The sequence below is a fragment of the Bradyrhizobium sp. LA2.1 genome (assembly GCF_040547725.1).
Lineage (GTDB): Bacteria > Pseudomonadota > Alphaproteobacteria > Rhizobiales > Xanthobacteraceae > Bradyrhizobium > Bradyrhizobium barranii.
In genome coordinates this window covers 255,440-278,624 of sequence record NZ_JBEPQI010000005.1, presented here as the reverse complement: position 1 = coordinate 278,624, position 23,185 = coordinate 255,440, and the positions used below count along the sequence as shown (strand labels likewise).

Sequence of the window (23,185 nt, the reverse complement as noted above, 5' to 3'; positions counted from 1 at the left end):
ATCCAATTTCTTGGCTCGCGGGTCAGACCGACGAGCGCTTCATGATCTCGAATTTCAATTCATGGCTCCGGCCCGGCGCCGCGAGCCCGCCCGGTTGCAACCGCTTGACCAGCGTTTCCGCCGCAAGCGCGCCGAGATCGAACTCCGGTTGCCGCACCGTGGTGAGCCCGAGCAGCTTTGCGACCGGGATATCGTCGAAGCCGGCGATTGCAATGTCGCTGGGGATAGAGAGCCCGGAAGCACGCGCCGCCTCCATCGCACCGAGCGCCAGCACGTCGCTCGCGCCGAACACGGCGGTCGGGCGATCGCCCTTTCTTTCGAGCAGCCGCTTCATCGCACGCGCGCCGGATTCCTCGGAATAAGCGCTATCGGTAATGAAATCTGGCGCAAGTCCGGCTTCCCGCATCACCGCGCCGTAACCCTGCGCGCGCCGCTGGCTCGGGCCGAACTCGGCCTGGATCATCGCGATGCGCCGGTGCCCGCGCGCGATCAGAAGCCGCGTCATTTCCGCGGCCGCTTCGGCATTGTCGATATAGACGCTGTCGATCGCGAGCGGTCCGTCCGGCTTGTGCTGGCTCTCCAGCCGCACCAGCGGGATGCCCTTACGCGCGAGCACGGCGAGCTGGGGCGCCCGCAGATGAAAGAACGTTGCGACGACGCCGTCGGCCCGCCCCTGGAGCAACCAGTCGATGGCGCGGGCCTCGCCTTCCGGCCGCCCGTCGGTGTCGAAGATCAGGACGTCGTAACCAGCCGGCGCCGCGACCGTCTGCAATCCCCGGACGAGGCCCGGATAGAACGGGTTGGTGATATCTGGAATGACACAGGCAAACGTCATGGTCCGCGCGCTGCGCAGCATCCGCGCCGGATGGTTCGGCTGATAGCCGAGCTCCTGCGCGACCTGGAGGATGCGCGTGCGCGTCGCAGGCGGAACGGACGGCGTCTCCGTCTTGTTCAGGACGAGCGACACCGCGGCCTGCGAAACACCGGCCGCGAGCGCAATATCCTTCTGCGTGGGGCGGGCCGACGCCTGTTTGTCGCGCCCCTTCCCCCGCTTCGTCCTCGTTGTTGACGTCGTCATCTGGCTTAGTTATACGTATTATTAAAGGAAAATCAACAATCACCGCCAATGACCTGAGGAAACCGAGGTTCATCGCCATGACCATGACCCGACGCCAGCTTGTTGCCGCCATCCCCGCTGCCGCGCTTGCCGCGAGCTTGCCGCGCGACGTTCGCGCCGAGGACGGGCGCAAGGTCGTGACTTTCTGGTTCGGCCAGGCGAATTCGGACGGCCAGGCCGCGCTGCGCAACGATCTGGTCGAGGCGTTCAACGCCTCGCAGGACAAATATCTGCTCCAGCTCGAGGTGAAGGGCGCCGCCGTCAACAACCTCCTGAAGGTCGCACTCGTCGCCGGTAACGGCCCGGACATCGTGCAGACAGCGGGTCCCGCCTATCTCACCGCGATCGCGAATGCCGGCCAGGTGCTGCCGCTCGACGATTTCGCCGAGAAGTACAAGTGGAAGGATCGCTTCCTGGCGCCGCTGCTCAACACCAGCGTCTACGGCGGCAAGCTCTACGCGCTGCCGCGCGACTACGAGTCGATGCACCTGTTCTATAACAAGGAGCTGTTCAAGCAGAACGGCTGGAAGCAGCCGACCAACCGGCAGGAGATGGAAGCGATCGCAGACGCAGCGCTCGCCAAAGGCATCATCCCCTTCGGCGCCGGCAATGCCGACTGGAAGGGCGTGAACGAGTGGCTGATGACGGTGTTCTTCAACAACGTCGCTGGCCCCGACAACGTGCGCAAGGCACTTGCCGGCGAACTGCCCTGGACCGCGCCGCCGTTCGTCGAGGCGGTCGAACTGTCAAAGGCGTGGTACAACAAGGGCTATTTCGGCAAGAACTATTTCTCGCTGACCATCGAGCAGAGCTTCCTCCAGGTCGTCAACGCCAAGGCGGCGATGGCGTTCAGCGGCACCTGGTCGTTCGGCACCAAATCCTACGGCATGTCGAAGCCCGATACCGTGATGGACGTCATGCCGACGCCGACCCTCGGCTCGGCCTTCACGGGATCACTGGTCCATCTCGCCTGCGGCGCGACGCTGTCGATCGCCAAGAACTCGCAGAATGCGGAAGGCGCAGCCGCAGTGTTCGAGTTCATGCTGACGCGCAAGTTCTACGAGACCATGAACCGCGACTGGCCCGGCAAATGGGCACTCCCGGTGAAGGACCTGCCGCCGGACATGCTCCAGGGCATCGGCTATCCCCTATTCGAGAAGACGATCGCGAATCTGCACGAAGCGTTCAGCAAGGGGCAGTACGGCTTCACCACCTGGACGTTCTGGCCCGGCGCCACCAACTCCTATCTGATCGAAGGCATCGAGCAGGTCTGGCTCAACAAGATCACGCCGGACGCTTACCTCACGCGGATGCAGACGCTCTTCAGCCAGGAAGCAAAGGAAGGCAAGGTGCCGCCGCTGCCGCCGCGGACGGCCTGACGCACGATGTGGCTCTTCGCGCTTCCAGCGCTCCTGATTAACGTCTGCATCATCCTGGTTCCCGCCGTGCTGACATTCACGGCGGCGTTCTTCATGTGGGACGGTGTCGGAAAGCCGGCGTGGGCGGGACTGGCCAACTTTCAGAACATGTTCGCCGATCCCGTGTTCTGGTCGGCGCTGACAAATAACTTCATCTGGACGGCGATCTTCCTCACCGTGCCGGTCTGCCTCGCGCTCGTGATGGCAGCGGCGCTGCTGATGGCGCCGAAGGCGCGCATCGTGGTCCAGTCCATCATCTTCCTGCCGCGCATCATCGCCGTCGCAGTCACGGGCCGCATCTTTCAGGGCATGATCTTCAGCCCAGCGACCGGCGTCGTCGCCTGGTTAAACGAGCACGGCTTTTCGATCTCCGATCCCCTCGCCGATCCCGACCGCTCGCTCTATGCTGTCGCCGCGGTCGACATCTGGCACTGGTGGGGCTTTCTCGCGGTCGTGTTCCTGTCGGCGATGCGGCAGATCAGCATCGACCAGATCGAAGCCGCGCGGCTCGACGGAGCCGGCTTCTTTGCTTTGTTCCGCTACGTTCTGATCCCGGGCATCCGCCCGACGCTGACCTTGATGCTGATCCTGACCGTGATCTGGTCGTTCCAGGTCTTCGAATTCATCTTCATCGTCACCCGCGGCGGCCCCGCCTATGGCAGCGAGGTGCTGGCGACATTTGCCTACCGCCACGCCTTCTTCGAAGGCGACGTCGGCCAGGCTGCAGCCGCCGCCTGCGTCATGAGCCTGTTCGGCCTGTGTGCCACCGCCGTCTATCTCTGGCTCCAGATCACCGACGACGCGCAATCGACATGATCGGGGATCGCTGGAGCAGGACATTCAGCCTCGGGCTGATCGGTATCGCATCGTTCAGCTCGCTGCTGCCGATCGTGCTCGCCGTGATGAACGCACTGAAGACGACGGTCGAGATCGGCAGCAATCCGCTCGCGCTGCCGACCCAGTTGCACTGGGAGAATTTTTCCTCCGCCTGGCGCAACGCCCAACTCGGCCCGAGCCTGCTGCACAGTGCCGAAGTCGCGATCCTGACCATTCTGATGGTGTGCGTCACCGCGACGCCCTGCGCCTATGTGCTGGCGCGGCAGAAGGGAAAATTCTGGCGCTTCATCACCTTCTACTTCATGGCCACGATCACCGTGCCCGTGCAGCTCTATCTCTACCCGCTCTACTTCATCTTCGCGAAGCTCGGGCTGGTCAATTCGATCCCCGCGGTGGCGCTGATTTACACGGCGATGTTCTCGCCGTTTGCAATTTTCCTCTTGCGCACCTACGCGCTCGCGATTCCCGTCGCGCTCGAGGAAGCAGCCCAAGTTGATGGCGCAAAGCCGTGGCAGACCTTCTGGTACGTGATCCTGCCGATGATGCGGCCCGGTCTGCTCACGGTCGCCATCATCGTCGGGCTGAACGCCTGGAACGAGTTCGTCATCGCCGTGACGTTCCTGCAGAAAGACAGCAACGTCACGGCGATCGTGCGCTTCTACAATCTGACCGGCCAGTATTCGACCGACTGGGGCGAGATGCTGGCCGCAGCCGTCACCATCGTGCTGCCGATCGTTGCGATCTTCGTGCTGCTGCAGCGTCAGTTCATCGACGGCATGACGTCGGGCGCGGTGAAGTCTTGAAGCCCTACTTGTCCTTCACCGGCACCGTGTAGTTCAGGATCAACCGCCCGCCATCCGGATAGATCGTCTGCCCGGTGATGTAAGACGCGTCATCACTCGCCAGGAACGCCACGACGGAGGCCACCTCGCTCGGCTCACCGCCGCGGCCGGCCGGCGTGCGTGACATCACCGTCTTGCGGGCATCCTCCGAGGTATAGATGGACGACGCCACCATATCGGTCAAAATCGTGCCCGGCCCGACCGCCACGACGCGGATGTTGTGCGGGGCGAGCGCGACGGCGGCGACCGAGGTCAGCTGCTTCATGCCGCCCTTGGAAATGGCGTAGGTCGCAAGCGTCGGGATCGCCAGCAGCGCGTTCACCGAGGACATGTTGATGATGACCCCGCCGCCGCCCTGCGCGATCATCTGCTTCGCGGCAGCCTGCACGCCGAAGAACGCGCCCTTCAGATTGATGCCGATGATTTCGTCGAATTCCTCTTCGGAAATCTCCAGGATGTCCCGGTTGCGGGCGACGCCGGCATTGTTGACCATGATGTCGAGCCGGCCGAATTCCCTGACCGCGGTCGCCACCGCGCGATCGACGTCCGCACGCCGTGCGACGTGACATGGCACGGCATACAATTCCTTGGGCTTGCCCAGCTCGTTGACGGTCTTCTCGAGCTCATCCGTATCGACGTCCGAGATGACGACCTTGACGCCGTCGTCGAGGAATCGCTTTGCGCACGCCTTGCCGATGCCGCGCGCCGCGCCGGTGATGACGGCGACCTTGCCGGATAGTTTCATGGGTCTCACTCCAGGATAGCTGCTTGGGCAGCGAGCTATCCCGGAGAGGACCCGGGTTCAAGCCGCCGCAAAGCCGAGATGAGCACGGAACCGGTTCTTGATAAAGACGGCATCGCGCGAGGGCAGCGAGCGCGGCGGATTTTCGGCCAAAACCTTGATGACAAAAAGCCGCGCGCCATCGGCCGGTCCGGCGATCTGCGCGGCGAGGCGTTGCACCTCCTCGAGCGTCCGCACGGTTCCGGTCGCGGCGAAGCCGCAGGCGGCGGCAATTGCCGTGAGATCGACGCCACGGCCGGTGTGGCTCGCCTGCATGCCGGTCTCGCCAAAATGCTGATTGTCGATCACGACGATGTCGAGATTGCGCGGACGCGCGACGCCGATGGTGGCGATGCCGCCGAGACCCATCAACTGCTCGCCATCGCCCGTCAAGGCAAGGACGCGCTTGCCCGGCTGGGCTTGCGCGAGCCCAAGCCCGATCAGCGCGGCGCCACCCATCGCGCCCCAGAGATAAAAGTTGCCGTCGTGATCCCCCACGGAATGCAGGTCGTAGGTGGGCGAGCCGAGACCGGAGACGACCAGCGTGTCCTTGCGGTCCTTCAGGAGCGCGGCGACAGCGGCGCGACGATCGAGTTGAGCTTGCATCGGCATCACCACTTCTTCTTGCCGATCAGGCGCTGCCCGATCAGGACCGCAATCTGCTGATCGGACTCGTAGGCGAGCGATGCCGCCGATTCGACCGTCTCGACCAGATCCTCCGCCGTCTCCGCGCGCATCACTTTCAGGCCGATCGCTTCCAGCGACGGCTGCGTCGCCCGGCTCATCGGCACCTGCCACGGATTGAATTCGGCCCATTCGCCGCGCATGGTCACCAGCATCAGCAGCGGAAAGCGCCCGATCGCCGACAACGACAGCATGTTGATGCAATTGCCAACGCCGCTCGACTGCATCAGCAGCACGCTGCGCTGACCGCCGAGCCAGGCGCCGGCGGCGATGGCGATGCCCTCCTCCTCGGTCGTCAGCACGTTGGTGGTGACGTCGCGGTCGGCCGAGAACATGCGGATGAGCTGGCTGTGGCCGGCATCCGGCACGTAGGACATCTGCCTGACGTCGGCGGCTTTGAGGATACGATAGAGCTCGGACGGCCAGTCGTCGCTGCCGCGCGTTTCAGGATTCGGTTGAGGGCTGTGCACCGCGAGGTCTCCGTGACATTCGAGCGGACCCTAGCGATTATTCCGCGCGACGGCTCTGACCGTCTGGCACGATCAGGTATTGAAGGATTGTATAGCTGCCTTTTCCGTTGTCGCCTGGACCAGAGCACGATGCGCATGACTGCGCCCTCTCCCCTTGCGGGAGAGGGCGTCACCGCAGGAAGATACAAATTCATTGGGGTGAGGGGTATCTCTCGGCGCATTCATATGCATCGATATGCGCGGAGAGATACCCCTCATCCGGCGCTTCGCGCCACCTTCTCCCGCATCCGCCTTCGCCAAGGCTTCGGCGGACATGAGGGGAGAAGGGAAGAGACACTGTCGCTTGGACTAGCGACTCAATTCGCCGCGGACCTCGCCGCAGCCGGCATATAGATCTGCGCGTAGCCTTCCTTGATCGCGGAGGTGATGCGATCAAGGCGGCGGTCGATGTGCTTCTCCAGCACCGAGACGCAGGCCTCCTCGTCGCGCGCCTTCAACCCTTCGACGACCGCGCGGTGCTCGGCCTGGGTGTTGGAGCGGTTGATGCGGTCCATGTCGATCCAGCGCACGAAGCGGATGCGGGCGTTGACGTTGCGCAGCACGCGCAGCATCTCGGCGTTGTTCGACATCCCCATCAACCGCTCGTGAAAGGTCTCGTCGAGTTCGACCAGCTCCACCGACGAACGCTCGCCGGGATCGGGACCGGTGGCTTCGAGGAATTTCAGGAGCGCGTCGATGTCCTCGTCCCTGGCACGCTTGATGGCGAGGCGGATCGAGGCGACCTCGATCGACTTGCGCAGCTCGTAGAGATCGAAGATCTCGTGCGCGTCGAGCTCGCGGCAGAAGAAGCCCTTGCCCGGCGTGAAGCGCAGGAAGCCTTCGGTGTTGAGACGGTTGAGCGCTTCGCGCAGCGGCGTGCGGCTGACGCCGAGGCGTTTTGCCAGCTCGCCCTCGTTGAGCCGTTCGCCCGGCTTGAACTCATAGCTCACGGCCATCGCCTTGAGCTGTTCATAGACGCGATCGACGATACTATCGGAAGCCAGTTCCACGTTGCTCTTCATAAGCTGCATTCATGCCCGAACACAGCCCAATATACCGGGGCTGTATGGACGATTGCAATCCAAACAGCTGCCTAGCACATCTTGTGCAGAGCTTTGCGACAGCCGGACTCAGGCAAATGCGCGCGGACGCAGTCCAGCATGAAACCAGGTGATCATGGAATAGATGTCGTAGACCGGCAGTCCAACTTCGGCCTGCAAAGCTGCCGCATAAGGCGGCATGTTGGTGCATTCAAGCACGATGGCGCCGACATCCGGATTCTTCGCGACCAGCTCCTTGCCCGCCTCGACCACGTCACGCTCGGCCTGGGCGACATCCATGTCGTCCTTCTCGGCCTTGATCAGGACGCGAAAGAATTCCTTGCCGTGCTCGGTGCCGACCAGTGGCGTATCGAGCGGCACGCCGGCGCCTTCGAGATGGGCCGGCGTCAAGGTCGAGCCTGATACCGTGACGAGGCCGACGCGCTTGCCCGGCGGCAAGGTCGCCTGCACCCACGGCACCTGCATCAGCGACGAGGTCGCAACGGGAACGCCGACGGCGGCCGCGATCTCCTTCTGAAACAGCGAGAGGAAGCCGCAATTGGTGGTGATGGCTTCCGCGCCCAACCGGACCAGGTCCTTGGCCGCATCGATGAAGTCAGGCAGCAGGCCGGCGGCGCCCTTCAGCACCACCTTCTCCGGCGACGCGCCGCTCACCACCCGATAGAGCACGGGGAACGGCCAGGTCGTGCCGTTGCCCATGTCGCCGGGAATGCGGGGAAAGCGCGCTTCCAGCATCAAAATGCCGAGCGGCGCGCCATAGATGGCCTTGCCGCCGCGGGCGATGCGAGAGGACGAGTTGGCTGGATAGGTCATGTTGCGTTCTCAGAGGAAGCGAGTGGGCGCGAACGGCGCGAGCGGAATCTCCGGCTGCTTGCCGCTCAGAAGCTGCGCGACCAGACGGCCGGTGCGGGCCGATCCGACCAGGCCGACATGGCCATGGCCGAAGGCGTAGACGATATCACGCGAGGCACGCGCATGGCCGATACAGGGAAGGCCGTCCGGCATGCTCGGCCGATGACCGAACCATGTTTTGATGCGCGAGGGGGGAATGTCCTTCGGCAGCTTTGGGAACATGCTGAAGAGGTTGTTGCGCAAGATTTCGGTGCGCTTCCAGTTCGGCGCGGCCTCGAGGCCCGCGATCTCGACCGTGCCGGCGGCGCGCAGGCCCTTGTCGGTCCAGTTCACCACCATGCTGACGTCGGACGCCATCATCGAGCTGCGCGGACCCGATTCCGGGTTCTCGATCATGACGTGATAGCCGCGCTCGGTTTCGAGCGGCAAGGGATCGCCGACGGATGCGGTGAGCTGTTTTGACCGCGCGCCGGCGGCGACCACCGCGGCATCGCAAGCAATCTCACCGGTCTCGGTGAGAACGGCAACGAGCTTGTTGCCTGAAAGCTTCAGACCGGTCGCCCTGGCATGAACGAGCTTGGCACCGCTCGCGAGCGCATGCTGGGCCAGCGCCGCAACGTAAGCGCCGGGATCGCGGCAGCGGCCGGCTTCCTCCACCACCACGCCAAAGGTGTAGCGCGGATGCAGATCCGGCTCGCGCTGACGCATCTCGTCGGCGTTGAGCTCCAGCCATTCGACGCCGACCTTCTTGCGCAGGCGCCAGCCGAGATTGCTGTCGAAATTGCCGCGCGACGGGAATACGTGCATCACGCCGTTGCGCTCGACCAACTCGGGCACGCCCGCTTCTTCCGCGAGCTTCTTGTGCAGCAGCGGCGCGTCCTTCAGCAGATCGCGCAGCGCAAAGGCGGTCTTCTCGACCCGTGCCTCGGTCCAGCCCGAGAGCAAATACTTGATCAGCCAGGGCAGCGCCTTCGGCAAGTAAGACCAGCGGATCGCGAGCGGGCCGAGCGGGTCCATCAGATAACCCGGCACCTTCTTCCAGAGGCCCGGCTCGGCCGGCGGAATCACCGAATGGGAGGAGAGCCAGCCGGCATTGCCGTAGCTCGCCGCCTGTTCGCCACCAGGCTCACCTACGTCGATCAGCGTGACGCGATGCCCCTCGCGCAGCGCCTCGATGGCGCTGATCACGCCGACCGCGCCGGCTCCGATGATAGCGACGTGGCGGCCTTCCGACATCGGCTACGCCTTCACCGCCGGCGCGAAATCCTTGCCGACCGAGATCGCGCGCGGATCGATGATGCAGTGGAGGATCGACGGCTTGCCCGAAGCGAGCGCGCGCTCGAACGCCGGCGCAAACTCTTCGGTGCGCTCGACGCGCTCGCCATGGCCACCGAATGCCTTCGCATACATCGCAAAGTCAGGGTTCTTGAGCTGAGTTCCGACCACGCGGCCGGGATAATCACGCTCCTGGTGCATACGGATGGTGCCGTATTGCGAGTTGTCGACGACGATGACCACCAGCGGCGCGTCGTACTGCACGGCGGTCGCGAATTCCTGGCCATTCATCAGGAAGCAGCCATCACCGGCAAAGGCGACGACGACGCGATCCGGATATTGCCGCTTTGCAAGCACCGCGGCCGGCACGCCATATCCCATCGAGCCCGAAGTCGGCGCGAGCTGGGCGGCAAAGCTGTGGAAGCGGTGATGGCGATGGATCCAGCCGGCATAGTTGCCGGCACCGTTGCAGACGATCGCGTCCTTCGGCAGGCGGTCGCGCAACCAGGTCATGACCTGACCGTACTGGAACGTGCCCGGCAGCTCACGCGCCTTGTCGGTCCAGGTGAGGTAATCGGCATGCGCCTTGGCCGCCTCACCCTTCCAGGCAACGGCGCCAGCGGGCTTCAGCGTCTCGACGGCGGCGGCGAACGCGGCGGGCGTCGCCTGGATCGCGAGCGCCGGCTGATAGATGCGGCCGAGCTCTTCGGAGCCCGGGTGCACGTGGATCAGCTTCTGCTGCGGGGTCGGAATGTCGAACAGCGTGTAGGACGAGGACGGCATCTCCGACATGCGGCCGCCGATCAGGAGAATGACGTCGGCGTTGTCGATGCGCGCCTTCAGGCCCGGGCTCGGCCCGATGCCGAGATCGCCGGCATAATGCGAATGATCGGCGTCGATCAGCGAGGCCCGGCGGAACGAGGTCGCGACCGGCAGGTCGAACCGCTCGGCGAAGCGCGCGATGCTCTTGGTCGCCTCATCCGTCCAGCGCGAGCCGCCGAGGATGACGAGCGGCGCCTTCGCACTCGCCAGCATCGCACTGACCTGCTCGATGTCAGCGGGCGCCGGCCAGCTCACGGCCGGCTCAATGCGCATGGCGTCCGCAACGGCCGCGGTCTCGGTCAGCATGTTCTCCGGCAGCGCGATCACCACGGGACCCGGACGGCCCTGCATGGCGACGCGGAAGGCACGCGCGACCAGCTCCGGAATGCGATCGGGGCGATCGATCTCGACGGCCCATTTCGCCATGGTGCCGAACACCGCCTTGTAGTCGAGCTCCTGGAACGCCTCGCGCTCGCGCATGCCGGTGTCGACCTGTCCGACGAACAGGATCATCGGCGTCGAATCCTGCATCGCGATGTGGACGCCGTGGCTGGCATTGGTGGCGCCGGGGCCGCGGGTGACGAAGCAGATTCCGGGACGGCCGGTGAGCTTGCCATAGGCTTCCGCCATCATCGCAGCACCACCCTCGGCGCGGCAGATCACGACGTCGATCGGGCTGTCATGCAGCGCGTCGAGTGCCGCGAGATAGCTCTCGCCCGGCACGCAGGTGACGCGCTCGACGCCTTGGGCGACGAGCTGATCGATCAGGATCTGGCCCCCGGTGCGGGTGTTGCGAATGGTCATGACAGCTCCCTGCAGGCTTTGGCGATGCGCATCACGGCCTCGCGCAAGTTTTGTTCCGAGGTGGCGTAGGACAGGCGGAAATAAGGTGCAAGGCCGAAACAGCTGCCCGGCACCACGGCCACGTCATGCCTCTCCAGCAGGAAGCGGCAGAACGCGGCATCGCTATCGATAACGGTCCCATCCGGCGTGCGGCGACCGATCAGGCCGGCGCAGCTCGCATAGGTATAGAACGCTCCTTCCGGCCGGCGGCAGGTGACGCCGTCGATGGCGTTGAGCGCATCGACCACGATGTCTCGGCGGCGCTGGAACGCGGCACGGCGCTCGATCAGGATGCCTTGCGGCCCCGTCAGCGCGGCGATCGCAGCGGCCTGGCTCACCGAGGAGGGATTGGTCGTGCTCTGGCTCTGCACCACCGCCATCGCTGCGATCAATTCGCGCGGACCGCCGCCGTAGCCAACGCGCCAGCCGGTCATGGCGTAGGCCTTGGAAACACCATTCACGGTCAGCGTACGCGATTTCAGGCTCGGCTCGAGCGCCGCCGCGGTCACGAACGGCATGCCGTCATAGATCAGGTGCTCGTAGATGTCGTCCGCCATCAACCAGACATGCGGATGGCGCTTGAGCACATCCAGGATCGGGCGAAGCTGCGCGGCCGAATAGGCGGCTCCGGTCGGATTGGACGGAGAGTTCAACAGCAGCCAGCGCGTCTTCGGCGTGATCGCGCGTTCGAGATCGGCGGCATCGAGGCGAAAGCCGTTCTCCTCGCGGCAGGGCACGTCGACCGGCGTGCCGTCGGCGATGCGCACCATGTCGGCATAGCTGGTCCAATAGGGCGCGGCGAGGATGACCTCGTCGCCTGGACTTAAGCTCGCCATGAAGGCGTTGTGGATCACCTGCTTGGCGCCGGCACCTGCGGTGATCTCGTCGGCGGCATAGACGAGATCGTTCTCGCGGCGGAATTTCTCGGCGATGGCCGCCTTCAATTCCACCGTGCCGTCGAGGATGGTGTATTTGGTCTGGCCGGCGCGGATGGCGCACTCCGCGGCGTCCTTGACATAGTCAGGCGTGTCGAAATCAGGCTCGCCGGCGCCCAGCACGATCACCGGCCGCCCCTCGCGCTTCAGCCGCTGCGCGACCGCGCCGATCTTGAGGATCTCGGAGACGCCGATCGCGCTGATGCGCTGGGCGGGACGGAAGGTCGATGCGGGCGCCTGGACAGTCACGGCCGAGCCTCAACTGCGCGCGGCGATCGCGATCACCTCGATACGGAAGGCGGGATCGGCAAGCTCGACCTTGCCGCAGGCGCGGGTCGGCGTGTTGCCCGGCACGACCCAGGCATCATAGACCGCGTTCATGGCGTCGAAATCGTCCATGGTCTTGAGCCAGACCTGCACGCTGAGCAGGCGCGATTTGTCGGTGCCGGCGCGCGCCAGCATGTCGTCGACCTTCGCCAGCGCCTCTTTCGTTTGCTGGGTGATATCAGCGGTCTTGGTGTCCGCCACCTGACCTGCGAGGAAAACGAGATCGCCGAATACGGAAGCGCGGCTGCGGCGGGCGTTCTGGTCGATGCGGGTGATATCCGACATGGGATGTCCTTATGTCTTTACTTGCCGGTGGCGATGATGCGGCGGCAGTGATCGAGCGCCGCACCGATGAGGTTGTCGCTCGCCTCGGGCGTGCGGAACGCCGAATGCGCCGACAGCGTCACGTTCGGCAGCTTGGTTACGGGATGCCCCGCCGGCAGCGGCTCGACGGTGAAGACGTCGAGGCCGGCATGCGCGATGTGGCCTGAACGCAGCGCGTCAAGCATCGCGTCCTCGTCGACGACGGCGCCGCGCGCGGTGTTGATCAGGATGCTGCCTTTACGCATCTGGGCGATGCGCTCACGCGACAGAAAACCCTTGGTCTCGTCGTTGAGCAGGAGGTGCAGCGAGATTACGTGGCTCTCGGCCAGCAGCTTCTCCAGCGAAACAAACTCGACGCCGGGATGCGTCTTCGGCGTCCTGTTCCAGGCGATCACCTTCATGCCGCAGCCTGCCGCCATGCGCGCGGCTTCCGCCGCGATGCCGCCGAAGCCGATCAGGCCGAGCGTCTTGCCGGTGAGCTGCACCGCGTCACGGCGCAGCCAGTTGCCCTCACGCATGCCGCGATCCATCTCGCCAAAATTTCGCGCAGACGCCCACATCAGCGCGATCGCGCATTCGGCAACCGCGGTGTCGCCATAACCCTTGATGGTGTGGACGGAGATGCCGCGCTCGGCGAGCTCCTCCGGATTCATGTAGCTGCGCGCGCCGGTGCCGAGGAAGACGACGTGCTTCAGCTCCGCGCATTTCTCGGCAATCGCTGATGGCACCGCCGTGTGGTCGACGATCATGATCTCGGCATCGCCGAGCAGGCCGGGCAGATCGTCGGGCTTGATCGAGGGATTGCGGTTGATGCTGACCGGCAGCTTCTGCGAGGCCAGCAGCTTGTCGGTCACCGCTGCCAGGGTCTCGTTCGCATCGACGAATAGGGCGCGCACAGGCCTCTCCTTCAGCTCACTTCCATATTGCGTTCAGTCTTGTATTCAGACTTAAATGCAATTTACAACCCCTCTCCATCAGGAATTTTGCTCAATCCTGCCAAGATATTGGGCTCAATTCTGCCTTGCCGCCCAAATGGTCAGCAAGTTGAAATACCGTATTGCATTTTATCCTGAATACAGGAATACAGAGGCCGGACACACGATCCGACCCAGATTCCAGGGAGACAGAGACCATGAATCGCAGGGATGCTCTCACCACCGTCGCGCTGGCAGGCGCAGCGATCGCCGCCGCGAGCGGCCCGGCCAAGGCCGATGCGCCGGCCTCGACGCTCGACCGCATCAAGAAGAATGGCGTGCTGCGCGTCGCTGTCATCGTCGGCCAGGAGCCCTATTTCCATAAGGACCTCGCCACCAACGAATGGTCGGGCGCCTGCATCGACATGGCCAAGGACATCGCCGGCAAGCTGGGCGCCAAGGTCGAGACGCTGGAATCGACCTGGGGCAACCAGATCCTCGATCTCCAGGCCGACAAGGTCGACCTCGCCTTCGCCGTGAACCCGACGCCGGAGCGCGCGCTCGTCATCGACTTCTCGACGCCGATCCTGGTGCACTCCTTCACCGTCATCACCAAGAAGGGCTTTGCCAAGCCGCAGACCTGGGCCGAGCTCAACAAGCCCGAGGTCAAGATCGCCGTCGACATCGGCTCGACCCATGAGACGATCGCGCGCCGCTACTGTCCGAAGGCGACCATCCTCGGCTTCAAGAACCGCGACGAGGCGATCCTGGCGGTTGCGACGGGACGTGCCGACTGCAACGTCTCGCTGGCGGTGCTTTCGGTCTCGACGCTGAAGAAGAACCCGAACCTCGGCGATCTCGCCATTCCGCGCCCGCTGCTGACGCTGCCGACCAACATGGGCATCCGCGCCGAGAGCGACCGCCGCTACAAGGATTTCCTCAGCGCCTGGGCCGACTACAACCGCGCGATGGGCCAGACCCGCGACTGGATGCTGAAAGGCTTCGAGGCCGTCGGCCTCACCGCCGACGATCTTCCGGCCGAAGTGCAGTTCTGATCGGCCATGTATGTCTGGGACTTCGCGGCGCTCAAGCCGTATTGGGGCCTGATCTGCCAAGGGCTCCTGGTCACCGTGTATTACACGGTGACCACGGTGGTCGCGGGTCTCGCCATCGGACTGTTCGTCGGCATCCTGCGCACGACGGCACCGCGCTGGGTCACGGTGCCGTTGCGTCTCTATATCGAGGTGTTCCGCTGCACGCCGCTGCTGGTGCAGCTGATCTGGGTCTACTACGCCCTGCCCGTGCTGATCGGCGTCGACATGTCGCCGGCGATGGCCTGCTTCATCGCGCTGTCGCTCTATGCCGGCTCGTTCTATGCGGAAATCTTCCGCGGCGGCATCGAAGCCGTCGACACCGGCCAGTGGGAGGCCGGCCGCGCCATCGGCATGCGCCGCGGCAAGATCTTTCGCCGCATCGTGCTGCCGCAGGCGACGCAGGTGATGATCCCCTCCTTCATCAACCAGACCATCATGCAGCTGAAGAACACCTCGCTGGTGTCGGTGGTCGCGGTTGGCGACCTCCTCTATCAGGGCACGGTCATCACGGCGTCGAGCTACAAGCCGCTCGAGGTCTACACCACGATCGCCGTGCTTTATTTCGTCGTGCTGTTCCCGCTGACGCTGGTCGCGGATAGGGTCGAGCTGAAGATGGGAGCGCATCGATGAGTGCTCTGATCGCTGACAACATCCACAAGGCGTTCGGCGACCATGAGGTGCTCAAGGGCGTCTCGCTCTCGGTCGCACGCGGCGAGGTCGTCACCCTGATCGGCGCCTCCGGCTCCGGCAAGTCCACCTTCCTGCGCTGCCTGAACCTCCTGGAAATGCCGCAGCAGGGCGCGCTTGCCATCGGCACGCACCAATTCGCCTTCGGCAAAGGCATGCGCGCCGCCGGCGATGCGCAGCTCGCGCTGCTTCGGCGCAGCGTCGGCATGGTGTTCCAGCATTTCAACCTGTTCCCGCACATGTCGGTGCTCGCCAATGTCACCGAAGGGCCGGTGCAGGTGAAGGGCATGGCGCGAAACGAAGCCGATGCGCTTGGCCGCGATTTGCTCGCCAAGGTCGGCCTCGCCGACAAGGCCGACGCCTTTCCGAGCCGCCTGTCCGGCGGCCAGAAGCAGCGCGTCGCGATCGCGCGTGCGCTCGCGATGAAGCCGGACGTGATGCTGTTCGACGAACCGACCTCGGCGCTCGATCCCGAACTTGTCGGCGAAGTCCTGTCCGTCATCCACAGCCTTGCGAGCGAAGGCATGACCATGGTGCTGGTGACGCACGAGATGGCCTTCGCCGCCGACGTCTCCACCCGCGTCGGCTTCATGAACGACGGCATCATGGCCGAGATCGGCACGCCCGAAGAGACCATCCGCCAGCCCCGCAGCGAACGGCTGAAGTCCTTCCTCAGCCGGTTTCACGAGACGCATTAGACTGCCTGGCACGACCATTCCGAATCGGTGGGGACACCCATGAAACTCCGCGGCGGCTTCACGAATTACGGCGAGACGATCGGCATCCTGATGCTCGATACCCGCTTCCCGCGCCTGCGCGGCGACATCGGCAATGCGCTCTCCTATGATTTCCCGGTGCGCTACAAGATCGTGCGCGGCGCACACGCCACAAGGATCATGGGCGACCATCCCGATCCCGCCCTGCTCGAGCCGTTCATCGCGGCGGCCCGCGAGCTGGAAGCCGACGGCGTCAAGGCGATCACGACGAGCTGCGGCTTCCTCGCGCCATTCCAGAAACAACTCGCGGCCGCCGTGAACATCCCGGTCTTCACCTCGAGCCTGATCCAGGCACCGTTGATCCATGCCATGCTGCCGCCGGGCAAGGTCATCGGCATCTTCACCGAACGCGGCCACCACATGAACGAGGGGCACTTCCGCGGTGTCGGCTGGTCGCCGGACGAGATCCCCGTCCAGATCCAGGGCATGAAGCCCGATGCGCAATTCCCCGCGACTTACATTCTCGGCCGCGAGGAGCTGGACACCGACGTGCTCCGTGCCGAGATGATCGAGATGACGGAAGCCTTCATGGCGTCCTGCAAAAACCCGGGCGCGATTCTGTTCGAGTGCACCAACATGTGCCCGTTCTCGAAGGACGTTGCCGAAGTCTCGAACCTGCCCGTGTTCGACATCAACACGTTGATCAACTTCTTCTATCGCGCGGCCCATCCCGTGCCGTTCCTGCGCTGAACGAGCCCCGCTGCCCCTCGTTGCCGGCCGGAACGAGACGCGTCAGGGCGTGACGGACGCGTCGGCCTCCCTCCCCTCGCGCTCCACCCAACCCGTCGCAATCGCGCTTGCCCAGCTGAGCATGCCTTTGTTGCGCGCCAGTGCGGCCATGGCCGCGGTGTCGTAGGGCACGCAGCGGATCGTCGCGCACCAGCCTCTCTCGGCATGCTCCAGGATCGCGTAGCACGCATGCGGCGTGCCGACCTCGACCACGTAGGGAACGGGCACCTTCCCGTCATAACCGGGCAAGCCGACGCTGCCGGGATTCACGACCAGCCGGCCATCCCTCAGGCGGACCACGCGCGGAATGTGCGTGTGGGCGCACAGGATGATCTCGGCGTCGATCCCCTCAGCTTCAGCCTCGATCGCGTCGATGCCGCTCGGACGCGGGCAGCCGTCGTCGGCGATGTGGTCGAGCCAGAAAGCAGCGTCATCCCTTGGCGATCCATGGCACAGGAACACCCGTCCCTGATACGTGAGCGTGGACGGCATGCTTGCCATCCAGTCGAAATGCTTGCGCGCGAGCTCACGGAAATCGCTGCGAGGGGAGCCGCCGGCCTGCCAGAGCTCGACGAGGATTCGATCCTGATCGCCCCGGATCGACGGAAAGCCTCGCGCCATCAACAGGTCCGCGGTCCAGGCTGCCTCAAGCGGGCCACTGACGTGGTCGCCGAGGTTCACGACCTCAGCGATGCCGAGCGTGGCAATGTCCGCAAGGACGGCTTCAAGTGCCGGACGATTCCCATGCACGTCCGCGATGGCAGCAAATCTCATTTGGCCCCTCCCATTCGGAATGGCCGATCGTTCTCGCTATGCGGGGGATGCAGGACTGGCTAGTCAATTTAGCTACGTCTCTTTAGCTGCATTTGTAGAAGCGCCCGCAAGCTGAGGATCAAATCGGCGCTGCCAGAAGAATTACACGATCGTGGTTGCCAGGTAAGCGATGCGAGTTACGAACGGTCGCGGCAATGCCGACGTGACCTCGGGAAAATAACACGCTACGTTTCCCGGACAAGACCAAGAGGAAACGCCAATCGTGTACGACTTCATTATCGTCGGCGGCGGCTCGGCGGGGTCCGTGCTGGCCCACCGGCTCTCCGCAAAGAGCGCCAACAAGGTCCTGCTGTGCGAGGCCGGACAGGACACACCGCCCGGCAACGAGCCCGCCGAGATCAGGGACAGCTATCCGGGCACGGCCTATTTCGATCCCCGCTTCCACTGGACCGAACTCAAGGTCACGACCCAGATCGTCAGCCACAACAATCCGAACGAAGCGCGTCCTCCCTTACGCAAATACGAGCAGGCGCGCGTGCTGGGCGGCGGCTCGTCGATCAACGGCCAGATGGCCAACCGCGGCGCACCGACCGACTACGATGAATGGGACGCGCGGGGCGCCGACGGCTGGAGCTGGAACGACGTGCTGCCCTTCTTCAAGAAGGTCGAGCGCGACCTCGATTTCGACGGACCGTACCACGGCAAGGACGGCCGAATTCCGGTACGCAGAATTCCGCGTGAACACTGGACGCGGCATTCGCAGGCGTTCGCCGACGCCTTCCAGCAGGCCGGCCATCAGTTCGTGCCGGACCAGAACGGCGAGTTCGTCGACGGCTATTTTCCGGTGACCCATTCCAATCAGGCCGAGCAACGCGTCTCGGCCGCGATGGGTTATCTCGATCGTGACACGCGCAAGCGCGCCAATCTCACCATCTCCACCAACACGCAGGTCAGAGAGCTGCTGTTCGAAGGCACGCAATGCGTCGGCGTGAAGGCGATGGTCGACGGACGGGAACAGGAATTCCGCGGCCGCGAGATCATCCTCTCCAGCGGCGCGATCCATTCGCCGGCGCATCTCCTGCGCGCCGGCATCGGCCCGGTCGGTCACCTCAAGGATATGGGCATTCCGGTCCTGATGGGGCTGGCAGGCGTCGGTCAGCGCCTGATGGATCATCCCTCGATTTCGCTGTCGTCCTTTGTCCGCCGCGGCGCGCGCATGAACGAGCACACCAGGCGCCACATGCAGCTTGGCCTGCGTTATTCATCCGGGCTGTCGGGCGTACCGAAGGGCGACATGTTCGTCGTCCTGCTCAGCAAATCGGCCTGGCACGCGGTCGGCGAGCAGATCGGCTCGCTGCTAACCTTCGTCAACAAGACCTATTCCGAGACCGGACAGGTCAAGCTCGCCTCGCGCGATCCCGCCGCCGAGCCGATCGTCGAGTTCAATCTGCTGTCCGACCGCCGCGATCTCGATCGCCTGATGAGCGGCTTCCGCAAGATGGCGGCCGTGCAGATGAGCGACGTGGTGAAAGCGGTGACGGACAAGCCGTTTCCGGCCGCCTATACGGACAAGGTGCGCAAGATCGGCGTGGTCAATACCAAAAACAGGATCCTGACCAAGATCGCCGCGACCTTGATGGACGGGCCGGCGGCGCTGCGCCACTACCTGATCGACAATTTCGTCGTCGAAGGTTTCACCTTCGACCAGGTGATGAACGACGACGATGCGCTGGAAGCCTTCGTCCGCAAGGCGACCATCGGGGTGTGGCACGCCTCGTGCTCATGCCGCATGGGCCGGGCCGACGATCCGATGGCGGTGGTCGATAATCAAGGCCGCGTCAAAGGCATTCAGGGCCTGCGCGTCGTCGACGCCTCGATCTTCCCGGTGGTGCCATGCGCCAACACCAATTTTCCGGTGCTGATGTCGGCGGAGAAGATCGCGGCGTCGATAATGCAGTGAGGGCTAGCGACTGCCGGGAGGTGGAGGGATCAATGGATTGCAGCATCCGCCCGGCGCGCGAAGAGCATAGCGGCGAAATCAGCGCCGTCATTCTGCGCACACTGCGCGAGACAAATGCGAGGGATTACACAGACGAGATCATAGAGCGGGTTGAGCATAGCTTCAGCCCGACCGCCGTTCTGGAGCTGATCCGCAAACGCACGGTCCTTGTTGCCGCCGTTGGCGGCCGCGTCGTTGGAACGGCGAGCCTTGACGGAAGCGTCGTCCGCACGGTCTTCGTGGCTCCCGACGTTCAGGCGCAGGGGATCGGCAAGTTCCTGATGGCCGAGATCGAACGCATCGCGCGCGAGCGAGAGATCGCTTTGTTGACCGTCCCGTCTTCCGTCACCGCGGAATCCTTCTACGCACGGCTCGGGTTCAAGGCCGTGCGCGACAGCTACTTTGGCGACGAACGCACGATCATCATGGAGCGATCGCTCGCTGCCCCTATGTAGGCTTGGATTGGCTGGCAGGCGGGAGGAACGGCCATGCCAACATTGCAAGTTCTACGACACGGCGAAGCTCGCCAACAGTCGCGCCGGCTTGCGGCAAATTCATTATCGCCTGCAACACACCGAGGTAGTGCCACGCCAATCCGTCGATGTCAGCTGTCGCCGCCAATTCTCCACTTGCGACCGCCTCGCGTAAAATGCCGCCGAGGATCGCGCGCTGCCGCATAAGTCCCTGCCGCGCGACCGACTGGCCTGCCGGAGGCAGATCGGCCATCTCAGCGCACGATCGGGCCAGCATGCATCCAGCGGGCCGCGCCGTCTTGCCTCCTCTGGGCAGGAATTCGTGCAACAACGCTTCGAGCTGTTGGCGCTTCGTGTCGCCTCGAACGGCGCTCATGCGCCGCTCGACGCGCTCGACGTAAGCCGAAAGGACCTCCTCGAATAGCCCGTCCTTGTCTTGAAATCGCTTGTACATACTGGACCGCGACAAGCCCATCGCCGTCGTCAGTTGATCGATCGACGAGGCCGAATAGCCGTGACGCCAAAACACATCCATCGCGGAGTTGATCACGGCATCGTCATCGAATTGGGGCTTTCCACTCATGCCACTCTCACTTGACATCATGGAACGATCGTTCCAAGTATCTTGAACTGATCGTTCCAAGATACGGAAGGTTATCCGGATGTTCAACCCCTCCCAGCGTAGCGCCGGCCGCACGCGCATTGCAGTTGCTGGAGCCACAGGTCGCGTGGGCTCCGCCTTGATTTCGAAACTGTTCACGGAACCGGTTGAGATTGTGGCATTGACCCGCACGTCGGATGCTGGACGTCTGCCGTCCGGAGTTTCGCTTGCGACCGTGGACTTCGATGCGCGATCGACTTTGGACAACGCGCTGCGCGGAGCTGACCGTCTGTTCGTCGCCCACGGCACGTCCCCCCGGCAAGTCGCCAATGAAATTGCGCTGATCGACGCAGCCGTGGCCGCCGGCGTAGGCCACATCGTCAAATTGTCCGTGTTGGGACCACCGTCTCGGCTGCATCCGTTCGACTGGCATGCGCAAATTGAGGCGCATCTTGCGGCCTGCGACGTAGGCTTCACGGTTTTGCGGCCATCGAGTTTCGTCGATATCCTGGCACGGGCTGGCGCTCCAGTCGCCAATGACGCATGGGGCGGGGCAGCCGGCGATGGATTGGTCAACTTGATCGACACGCGCGATGTGGCAGACTCGGCTTTCGCCGTGCTTCTCGACGACGCGCACTTAACTTCTCAGCGCGCCTATCATCTGACCGGGCCAACCGCGGTCAGCATGCCTGAGATAGCAAATGAGATGTCCAGACTGCTTGGACGTGTCGTCACATACCAGCACCGAAGCCCTGCGGAGCAGCGTGAGAAGCTGATCGCGTCGGGACTCAACGAGTTTGTCGCCGACCTGCTGCTCGGTCTGGATCGGCTTTTCTACGAATCGGTCCTCGCTGAAACCACGTCGACTGTTCGCGAGTTGACGGGCCACGCTCCGCGCCCGGTAACCGATTGGCTGAGCGACAACATCTCGGTGTTTCAAAAATAGCTCAAGCTGAGGCGACGCATCATGGAGTCTCATCTCATGGTGCTGCCTTGCTACATCGCAGTCACAGCTTGCGCCCCGCCGGACTGCGCCGATAGCTCCGCCCACACGCGGAAGCGCGCGCCGTCGTTGAGCGGCACGATGTGAAACGGCTGGCCGAAGATCGCGAGCGGCTCATGGCCCGGCTCGAACTGCGGCCAGGCTTGTGCGACATCCGGCCTGCCGGTCGTGACGAAGCGCAAGACGCTCGCCTGAAACCGCGCCGCGACATCAATGTCGGCCGGCGTCATCGGCCCGCCCTTGCGCTTGAGGATCGGCCGATCGATGAAATCAGGCAGATGCGCCCACAGGCAGGCGTTGTCCGCACCGTGTGTCGGCCCCTGCGACAGGAACGGCTCCAGCGCCGGGCGATGGTCGAACCGGCTCAGCCACACGGCACCGCCGGCCGCAGCATGAATCCGCGCAAGATCGGCCATGGGGCGATGCCAGAACGCATCCGACAGCAGCGCCTCGTACGGATCCTCGTCGAGGCGCGCGGTGGCGCGATAATAGGATAGCAGCCGGCACCAGCCGGCATCGCCGAACGCCGCGCGCACTTGTCGCTCGGTGGCGCGGATCATCGCCGCCGGCGGCGCGTTCTTCAGGAACATCACCATCTCGTCGCGGCAGGAGCCGAGCCAGAGCGGAATGCCGCCCAAAGTTCCGTCGGCGAAGACGTCGCGCGGCTCGCGCGGGATCACGGTCCCGTCGAGCACAGGACCGAACACGGTGCCTGCCTCCGTCTCGTCCGCGAGCCTGCGTCCGACGCGCTCGACCGCCGCGAACAGCTTTGGCAGCGGCACGGACGCAATCGCGCCGGGATCGCGCGCAAGCTCGAGCTCCTCGAGCACGTGGCGCGCGACATCGTCGGCGTGACCTGCACTCGTGATGTCGCGCCCTGGCGCGCTCAGCGCGAGCGCACGGATAAACTTGCCTCTTGCCTGCGGCAGGGTTGCGAGCGCGATCACCATGGAGGCGCCGGCGGATTGTCCCGACAGCGTAATCGCATCCGGATCGCCGCCGAAGTTCGCGATGTTGGCACGGACCCAATCGAGCGCTGCGAGCGTATCCTGGAGCGCGAGGTTGTTGGCTTCGGTGAGGCCGTTGCGATGCAGTTGCAGGAAACCGAGCGGCCCGAGCCGGTAGTTGATGGTGACGATGACGGCCGGGCCGTGGGCGGCGAGGAAGGAGCCGTCATAGTCGGCGCCGCCGCCGGTGACGAAGGCGCCGCCATGGATGAAGAACTTGACCGGCAGCGGGTGATCCGCCGCCGGCGCCCAGATGTTCAGGCTGAGGCAGGCCTCCTCGTCGGCATGATCGAGATGGCCGGGCTGCGGCGCGTAAGCGCCGTAGTCCGTGCATTGGCGCGGCTCCGTCCACGCGAGCGGCGGTGTCGCCCTGGCAAAGCGCCGCGCGGTCGCGAACGGCACGCCCTTGAAGGCGCGTATGCCGTTCTGCTCGGCGCCGATGATCGGCCCGCTGGCGGTCGAAACTGCGTTGGTCAACATGCGACTTTCACTCATCCCGAC

24 protein-coding genes are annotated in these 23,185 nt (G+C 64.3%); 10 read left to right on the top strand and 14 right to left on the bottom strand.

Translation table 11 applies throughout. From position 1 onward, the window contains the following. Positions 1 to 22 precede the first annotated feature (22 nt). Entirely contained in the window at positions 23 to 1,078 is a 1,056-nt protein-coding gene (locus tag ABIB95_RS11720; RefSeq protein ID WP_354239442.1) for a LacI family DNA-binding transcriptional regulator, read from the bottom strand. Positions 1,079 to 1,155: 77 nt separating this feature from the next. Between ABIB95_RS11720 and ABIB95_RS11715 the strand changes: the two genes are divergently transcribed. From ABIB95_RS11715 to ABIB95_RS11705, 3 genes are read left to right on the top strand one after another with little or no spacing between them, the layout of a single operon-like run. Beyond that, a complete protein-coding gene (locus ABIB95_RS11715; RefSeq protein ID WP_354239440.1) occupies positions 1,156 to 2,496 on the top strand; it encodes an ABC transporter substrate-binding protein in 1,341 nt (446 codons plus the stop codon). Between the two features lie 6 nt (positions 2,497 to 2,502). Beyond that, positions 2,503 to 3,351, top strand: a complete 849-nt coding sequence (locus ABIB95_RS11710) for a carbohydrate ABC transporter permease (protein ID WP_085405270.1) — start codon at positions 2,503 to 2,505, stop codon at positions 3,349 to 3,351. Further along, positions 3,348 to 4,175, top strand: a complete 828-nt coding sequence (locus ABIB95_RS11705; protein WP_354239438.1) for a carbohydrate ABC transporter permease — start codon at positions 3,348 to 3,350, stop codon at positions 4,173 to 4,175. The genes ABIB95_RS11710 and ABIB95_RS11705 overlap by 4 nt, the downstream gene beginning before the upstream one ends. A 4-nt stretch (positions 4,176 to 4,179) precedes the next feature. On the opposite strand, the gene ABIB95_RS11700 is transcribed toward ABIB95_RS11705, so the two are convergent. The 10 genes from ABIB95_RS11700 to ABIB95_RS11655 all read right to left on the bottom strand — a co-directional run bounded on the left by ABIB95_RS11700 (position 4,180) and on the right by ABIB95_RS11655 (position 13,523). Next, positions 4,180 to 4,959 (bottom strand): SDR family NAD(P)-dependent oxidoreductase, encoded by a 780-nt coding sequence (locus ABIB95_RS11700; RefSeq protein ID WP_063981355.1) that lies wholly within the window; start codon positions 4,957 to 4,959, stop codon positions 4,180 to 4,182. Between the two features lie 57 nt (positions 4,960 to 5,016). Beyond that, positions 5,017 to 5,607, bottom strand: a complete 591-nt coding sequence (locus tag ABIB95_RS11695; protein WP_354239436.1) for a thiamine pyrophosphate-dependent enzyme — start codon at positions 5,605 to 5,607, stop codon at positions 5,017 to 5,019. Then, positions 5,607 to 6,149, bottom strand: coding sequence for a thiamine pyrophosphate-binding protein (locus ABIB95_RS11690; RefSeq protein ID WP_354239434.1), 543 nt, complete (start codon positions 6,147 to 6,149; stop codon positions 5,607 to 5,609). The genes ABIB95_RS11695 and ABIB95_RS11690 overlap by 1 nt, the downstream gene beginning before the upstream one ends. Positions 6,150 to 6,505: 356 nt before the next feature. Beyond that, positions 6,506 to 7,198 carry a GntR family transcriptional regulator gene (locus ABIB95_RS11685; RefSeq protein ID WP_225005418.1) on the bottom strand — a complete coding sequence of 231 codons (693 nt, stop codon included), beginning with the start codon at positions 7,196 to 7,198 and terminating at the stop codon, positions 6,506 to 6,508. Between the two features lie 120 nt (positions 7,199 to 7,318). Then, a complete protein-coding gene (locus tag ABIB95_RS11680; RefSeq protein WP_014492734.1) occupies positions 7,319 to 8,062 on the bottom strand; it encodes an aspartate/glutamate racemase family protein in 744 nt (247 codons plus the stop codon). A gap of 9 nt (positions 8,063 to 8,071) precedes the next feature. Beyond that, entirely contained in the window at positions 8,072 to 9,337 is a 1,266-nt protein-coding gene (locus tag ABIB95_RS11675) for an NAD(P)/FAD-dependent oxidoreductase (protein WP_354239432.1), read from the bottom strand. Positions 9,338 to 9,340: 3 nt separating this feature from the next. Next, on the bottom strand, positions 9,341 to 11,002 hold the full coding sequence (locus ABIB95_RS11670; RefSeq protein WP_354239430.1) for a thiamine pyrophosphate-binding protein: 1,662 nt from the start codon (positions 11,000 to 11,002) through the stop codon (positions 9,341 to 9,343). Continuing rightward, positions 10,999 to 12,225: a pyridoxal phosphate-dependent aminotransferase gene (locus ABIB95_RS11665; RefSeq protein WP_354239428.1), complete on the bottom strand. Its 1,227-nt coding sequence runs from the start codon at positions 12,223 to 12,225 to the stop codon at positions 10,999 to 11,001. The genes ABIB95_RS11670 and ABIB95_RS11665 overlap by 4 nt, the downstream gene beginning before the upstream one ends. Before the next feature lie 9 nt (positions 12,226 to 12,234). After that, a complete protein-coding gene (locus ABIB95_RS11660; protein ID WP_028160714.1) occupies positions 12,235 to 12,588 on the bottom strand; it encodes a RidA family protein in 354 nt (117 codons plus the stop codon). 17 nt (positions 12,589 to 12,605) lie between these two features. Next, a complete protein-coding gene (locus ABIB95_RS11655) occupies positions 12,606 to 13,523 on the bottom strand; it encodes an NAD(P)-dependent oxidoreductase (RefSeq protein ID WP_354239426.1) in 918 nt (305 codons plus the stop codon). Between the two features lie 236 nt (positions 13,524 to 13,759). Here ABIB95_RS11655 and ABIB95_RS11650 point away from each other — a divergent pair, with 236 nt between their 5' ends. The 4 genes from ABIB95_RS11650 to ABIB95_RS11635 are packed head-to-tail and all read left to right on the top strand — an operon-like array spanning position 13,760 to position 16,788. Next, positions 13,760 to 14,596, top strand: coding sequence for a transporter substrate-binding domain-containing protein (locus ABIB95_RS11650; RefSeq protein WP_354239424.1), 837 nt, complete (start codon positions 13,760 to 13,762; stop codon positions 14,594 to 14,596). 6 nt (positions 14,597 to 14,602) lie between these two features. Further along, entirely contained in the window at positions 14,603 to 15,265 is a 663-nt protein-coding gene (locus ABIB95_RS11645; protein WP_166102640.1) for an amino acid ABC transporter permease, read from the top strand. Continuing rightward, positions 15,262 to 16,020, top strand: coding sequence for an amino acid ABC transporter ATP-binding protein (locus ABIB95_RS11640; protein WP_354239422.1), 759 nt, complete (start codon positions 15,262 to 15,264; stop codon positions 16,018 to 16,020). The genes ABIB95_RS11645 and ABIB95_RS11640 overlap by 4 nt, the downstream gene beginning before the upstream one ends. 39 nt (positions 16,021 to 16,059) lie before the next feature. Then, on the top strand, positions 16,060 to 16,788 hold the full coding sequence (locus ABIB95_RS11635; protein ID WP_354239420.1) for an aspartate/glutamate racemase family protein: 729 nt from the start codon (positions 16,060 to 16,062) through the stop codon (positions 16,786 to 16,788). Positions 16,789 to 16,830: 42 nt separating this feature from the next. Here ABIB95_RS11635 and ABIB95_RS11630 read toward each other — a convergent pair whose 3' ends face one another. Continuing rightward, entirely contained in the window at positions 16,831 to 17,601 is a 771-nt protein-coding gene (locus ABIB95_RS11630) for a metallophosphoesterase family protein (protein ID WP_354239418.1), read from the bottom strand. Between the two features lie 262 nt (positions 17,602 to 17,863). Here ABIB95_RS11630 and ABIB95_RS11625 point away from each other — a divergent pair, with 262 nt between their 5' ends. Continuing rightward, complete coding sequence (locus ABIB95_RS11625; protein ID WP_354239416.1) at positions 17,864 to 19,561, top strand: GMC family oxidoreductase; 1,698 nt, start codon at positions 17,864 to 17,866, stop codon at positions 19,559 to 19,561. Then, the gene (locus ABIB95_RS11620) at positions 19,495 to 20,055 is read left to right on the top strand and encodes a GNAT family N-acetyltransferase (RefSeq protein WP_354239414.1); all 561 of its coding nucleotides are present in this window, start codon (positions 19,495 to 19,497) and stop codon (positions 20,053 to 20,055) included. The genes ABIB95_RS11625 and ABIB95_RS11620 overlap by 67 nt, the downstream gene beginning before the upstream one ends. Here the strand turns inward: ABIB95_RS11620 and ABIB95_RS11615 are convergent. Beyond that, positions 20,048 to 20,677, bottom strand: a complete 630-nt coding sequence (locus ABIB95_RS11615) for a TetR/AcrR family transcriptional regulator (protein ID WP_354239412.1) — start codon at positions 20,675 to 20,677, stop codon at positions 20,048 to 20,050. The two genes, ABIB95_RS11620 and ABIB95_RS11615, sit on opposite strands and share 8 nt — an antisense overlap. A 58-nt stretch (positions 20,678 to 20,735) precedes the next feature. Between ABIB95_RS11615 and ABIB95_RS11610 the strand changes: the two genes are divergently transcribed. Continuing rightward, positions 20,736 to 21,620, top strand: a complete 885-nt coding sequence (locus ABIB95_RS11610; protein ID WP_354239410.1) for an NmrA family NAD(P)-binding protein — start codon at positions 20,736 to 20,738, stop codon at positions 21,618 to 21,620. Between the two features lie 50 nt (positions 21,621 to 21,670). Here the strand turns inward: ABIB95_RS11610 and ABIB95_RS11605 are convergent, their stop codons facing one another. Beyond that, entirely contained in the window at positions 21,671 to 23,164 is a 1,494-nt protein-coding gene (locus ABIB95_RS11605; protein ID WP_354239408.1) for a carboxylesterase family protein, read from the bottom strand. Positions 23,165 to 23,185 lie beyond the last annotated feature (21 nt).

Excerpts from the sequence above, each read along its gene's own strand:
- ABIB95_RS11620 (WP_354239414.1), top strand. The coding sequence starts at position 19,495 with ATGCGCCAACACCAATTTTCCGGTGCTGATGTCGGCGGAGAAGATCGC.
- ABIB95_RS11710 (WP_085405270.1), top strand. The coding sequence starts at position 2,503 with ATGTGGCTCTTCGCGCTTCCAGCGCTCCTGATTAACGTCTGCATCATC.
- ABIB95_RS11635 (WP_354239420.1), top strand. The coding sequence starts at position 16,060 with ATGAAACTCCGCGGCGGCTTCACGAATTACGGCGAGACGATCGGCATC.
- ABIB95_RS11720 (WP_354239442.1), bottom strand. The coding sequence starts at position 1,078 with ATGACGACGTCAACAACGAGGACGAAGCGGGGGAAGGGGCGCGACAAA.
- ABIB95_RS11705 (WP_354239438.1), top strand. The coding sequence starts at position 3,348 with ATGATCGGGGATCGCTGGAGCAGGACATTCAGCCTCGGGCTGATCGGT.
- ABIB95_RS11670 (WP_354239430.1), bottom strand. The coding sequence starts at position 11,002 with ATGACCATTCGCAACACCCGCACCGGGGGCCAGATCCTGATCGATCAG.
- ABIB95_RS11605 (WP_354239408.1), bottom strand. The coding sequence starts at position 23,164 with ATGTTGACCAACGCAGTTTCGACCGCCAGCGGGCCGATCATCGGCGCC.
- ABIB95_RS11695 (WP_354239436.1), bottom strand. The coding sequence starts at position 5,607 with ATGCCGATGCAAGCTCAACTCGATCGTCGCGCCGCTGTCGCCGCGCTC.
- ABIB95_RS11680 (WP_014492734.1), bottom strand. The coding sequence starts at position 8,062 with ATGACCTATCCAGCCAACTCGTCCTCTCGCATCGCCCGCGGCGGCAAG.
- ABIB95_RS11700 (WP_063981355.1), bottom strand. The coding sequence starts at position 4,959 with ATGAAACTATCCGGCAAGGTCGCCGTCATCACCGGCGCGGCGCGCGGC.
- ABIB95_RS11645 (WP_166102640.1), top strand. The coding sequence starts at position 14,603 with ATGTATGTCTGGGACTTCGCGGCGCTCAAGCCGTATTGGGGCCTGATC.
- ABIB95_RS11610 (WP_354239410.1), top strand. The coding sequence starts at position 20,736 with ATGTTCAACCCCTCCCAGCGTAGCGCCGGCCGCACGCGCATTGCAGTT.
- ABIB95_RS11675 (WP_354239432.1), bottom strand. The coding sequence starts at position 9,337 with ATGTCGGAAGGCCGCCACGTCGCTATCATCGGAGCCGGCGCGGTCGGC.
- ABIB95_RS11660 (WP_028160714.1), bottom strand. The coding sequence starts at position 12,588 with ATGTCGGATATCACCCGCATCGACCAGAACGCCCGCCGCAGCCGCGCT.
- ABIB95_RS11640 (WP_354239422.1), top strand. The coding sequence starts at position 15,262 with ATGAGTGCTCTGATCGCTGACAACATCCACAAGGCGTTCGGCGACCAT.
- ABIB95_RS11715 (WP_354239440.1), top strand. The coding sequence starts at position 1,156 with ATGACCATGACCCGACGCCAGCTTGTTGCCGCCATCCCCGCTGCCGCG.
- ABIB95_RS11650 (WP_354239424.1), top strand. The coding sequence starts at position 13,760 with ATGAATCGCAGGGATGCTCTCACCACCGTCGCGCTGGCAGGCGCAGCG.
- ABIB95_RS11630 (WP_354239418.1), bottom strand. The coding sequence starts at position 17,601 with ATGAGATTTGCTGCCATCGCGGACGTGCATGGGAATCGTCCGGCACTT.
- ABIB95_RS11615 (WP_354239412.1), bottom strand. The coding sequence starts at position 20,677 with ATGATGTCAAGTGAGAGTGGCATGAGTGGAAAGCCCCAATTCGATGAC.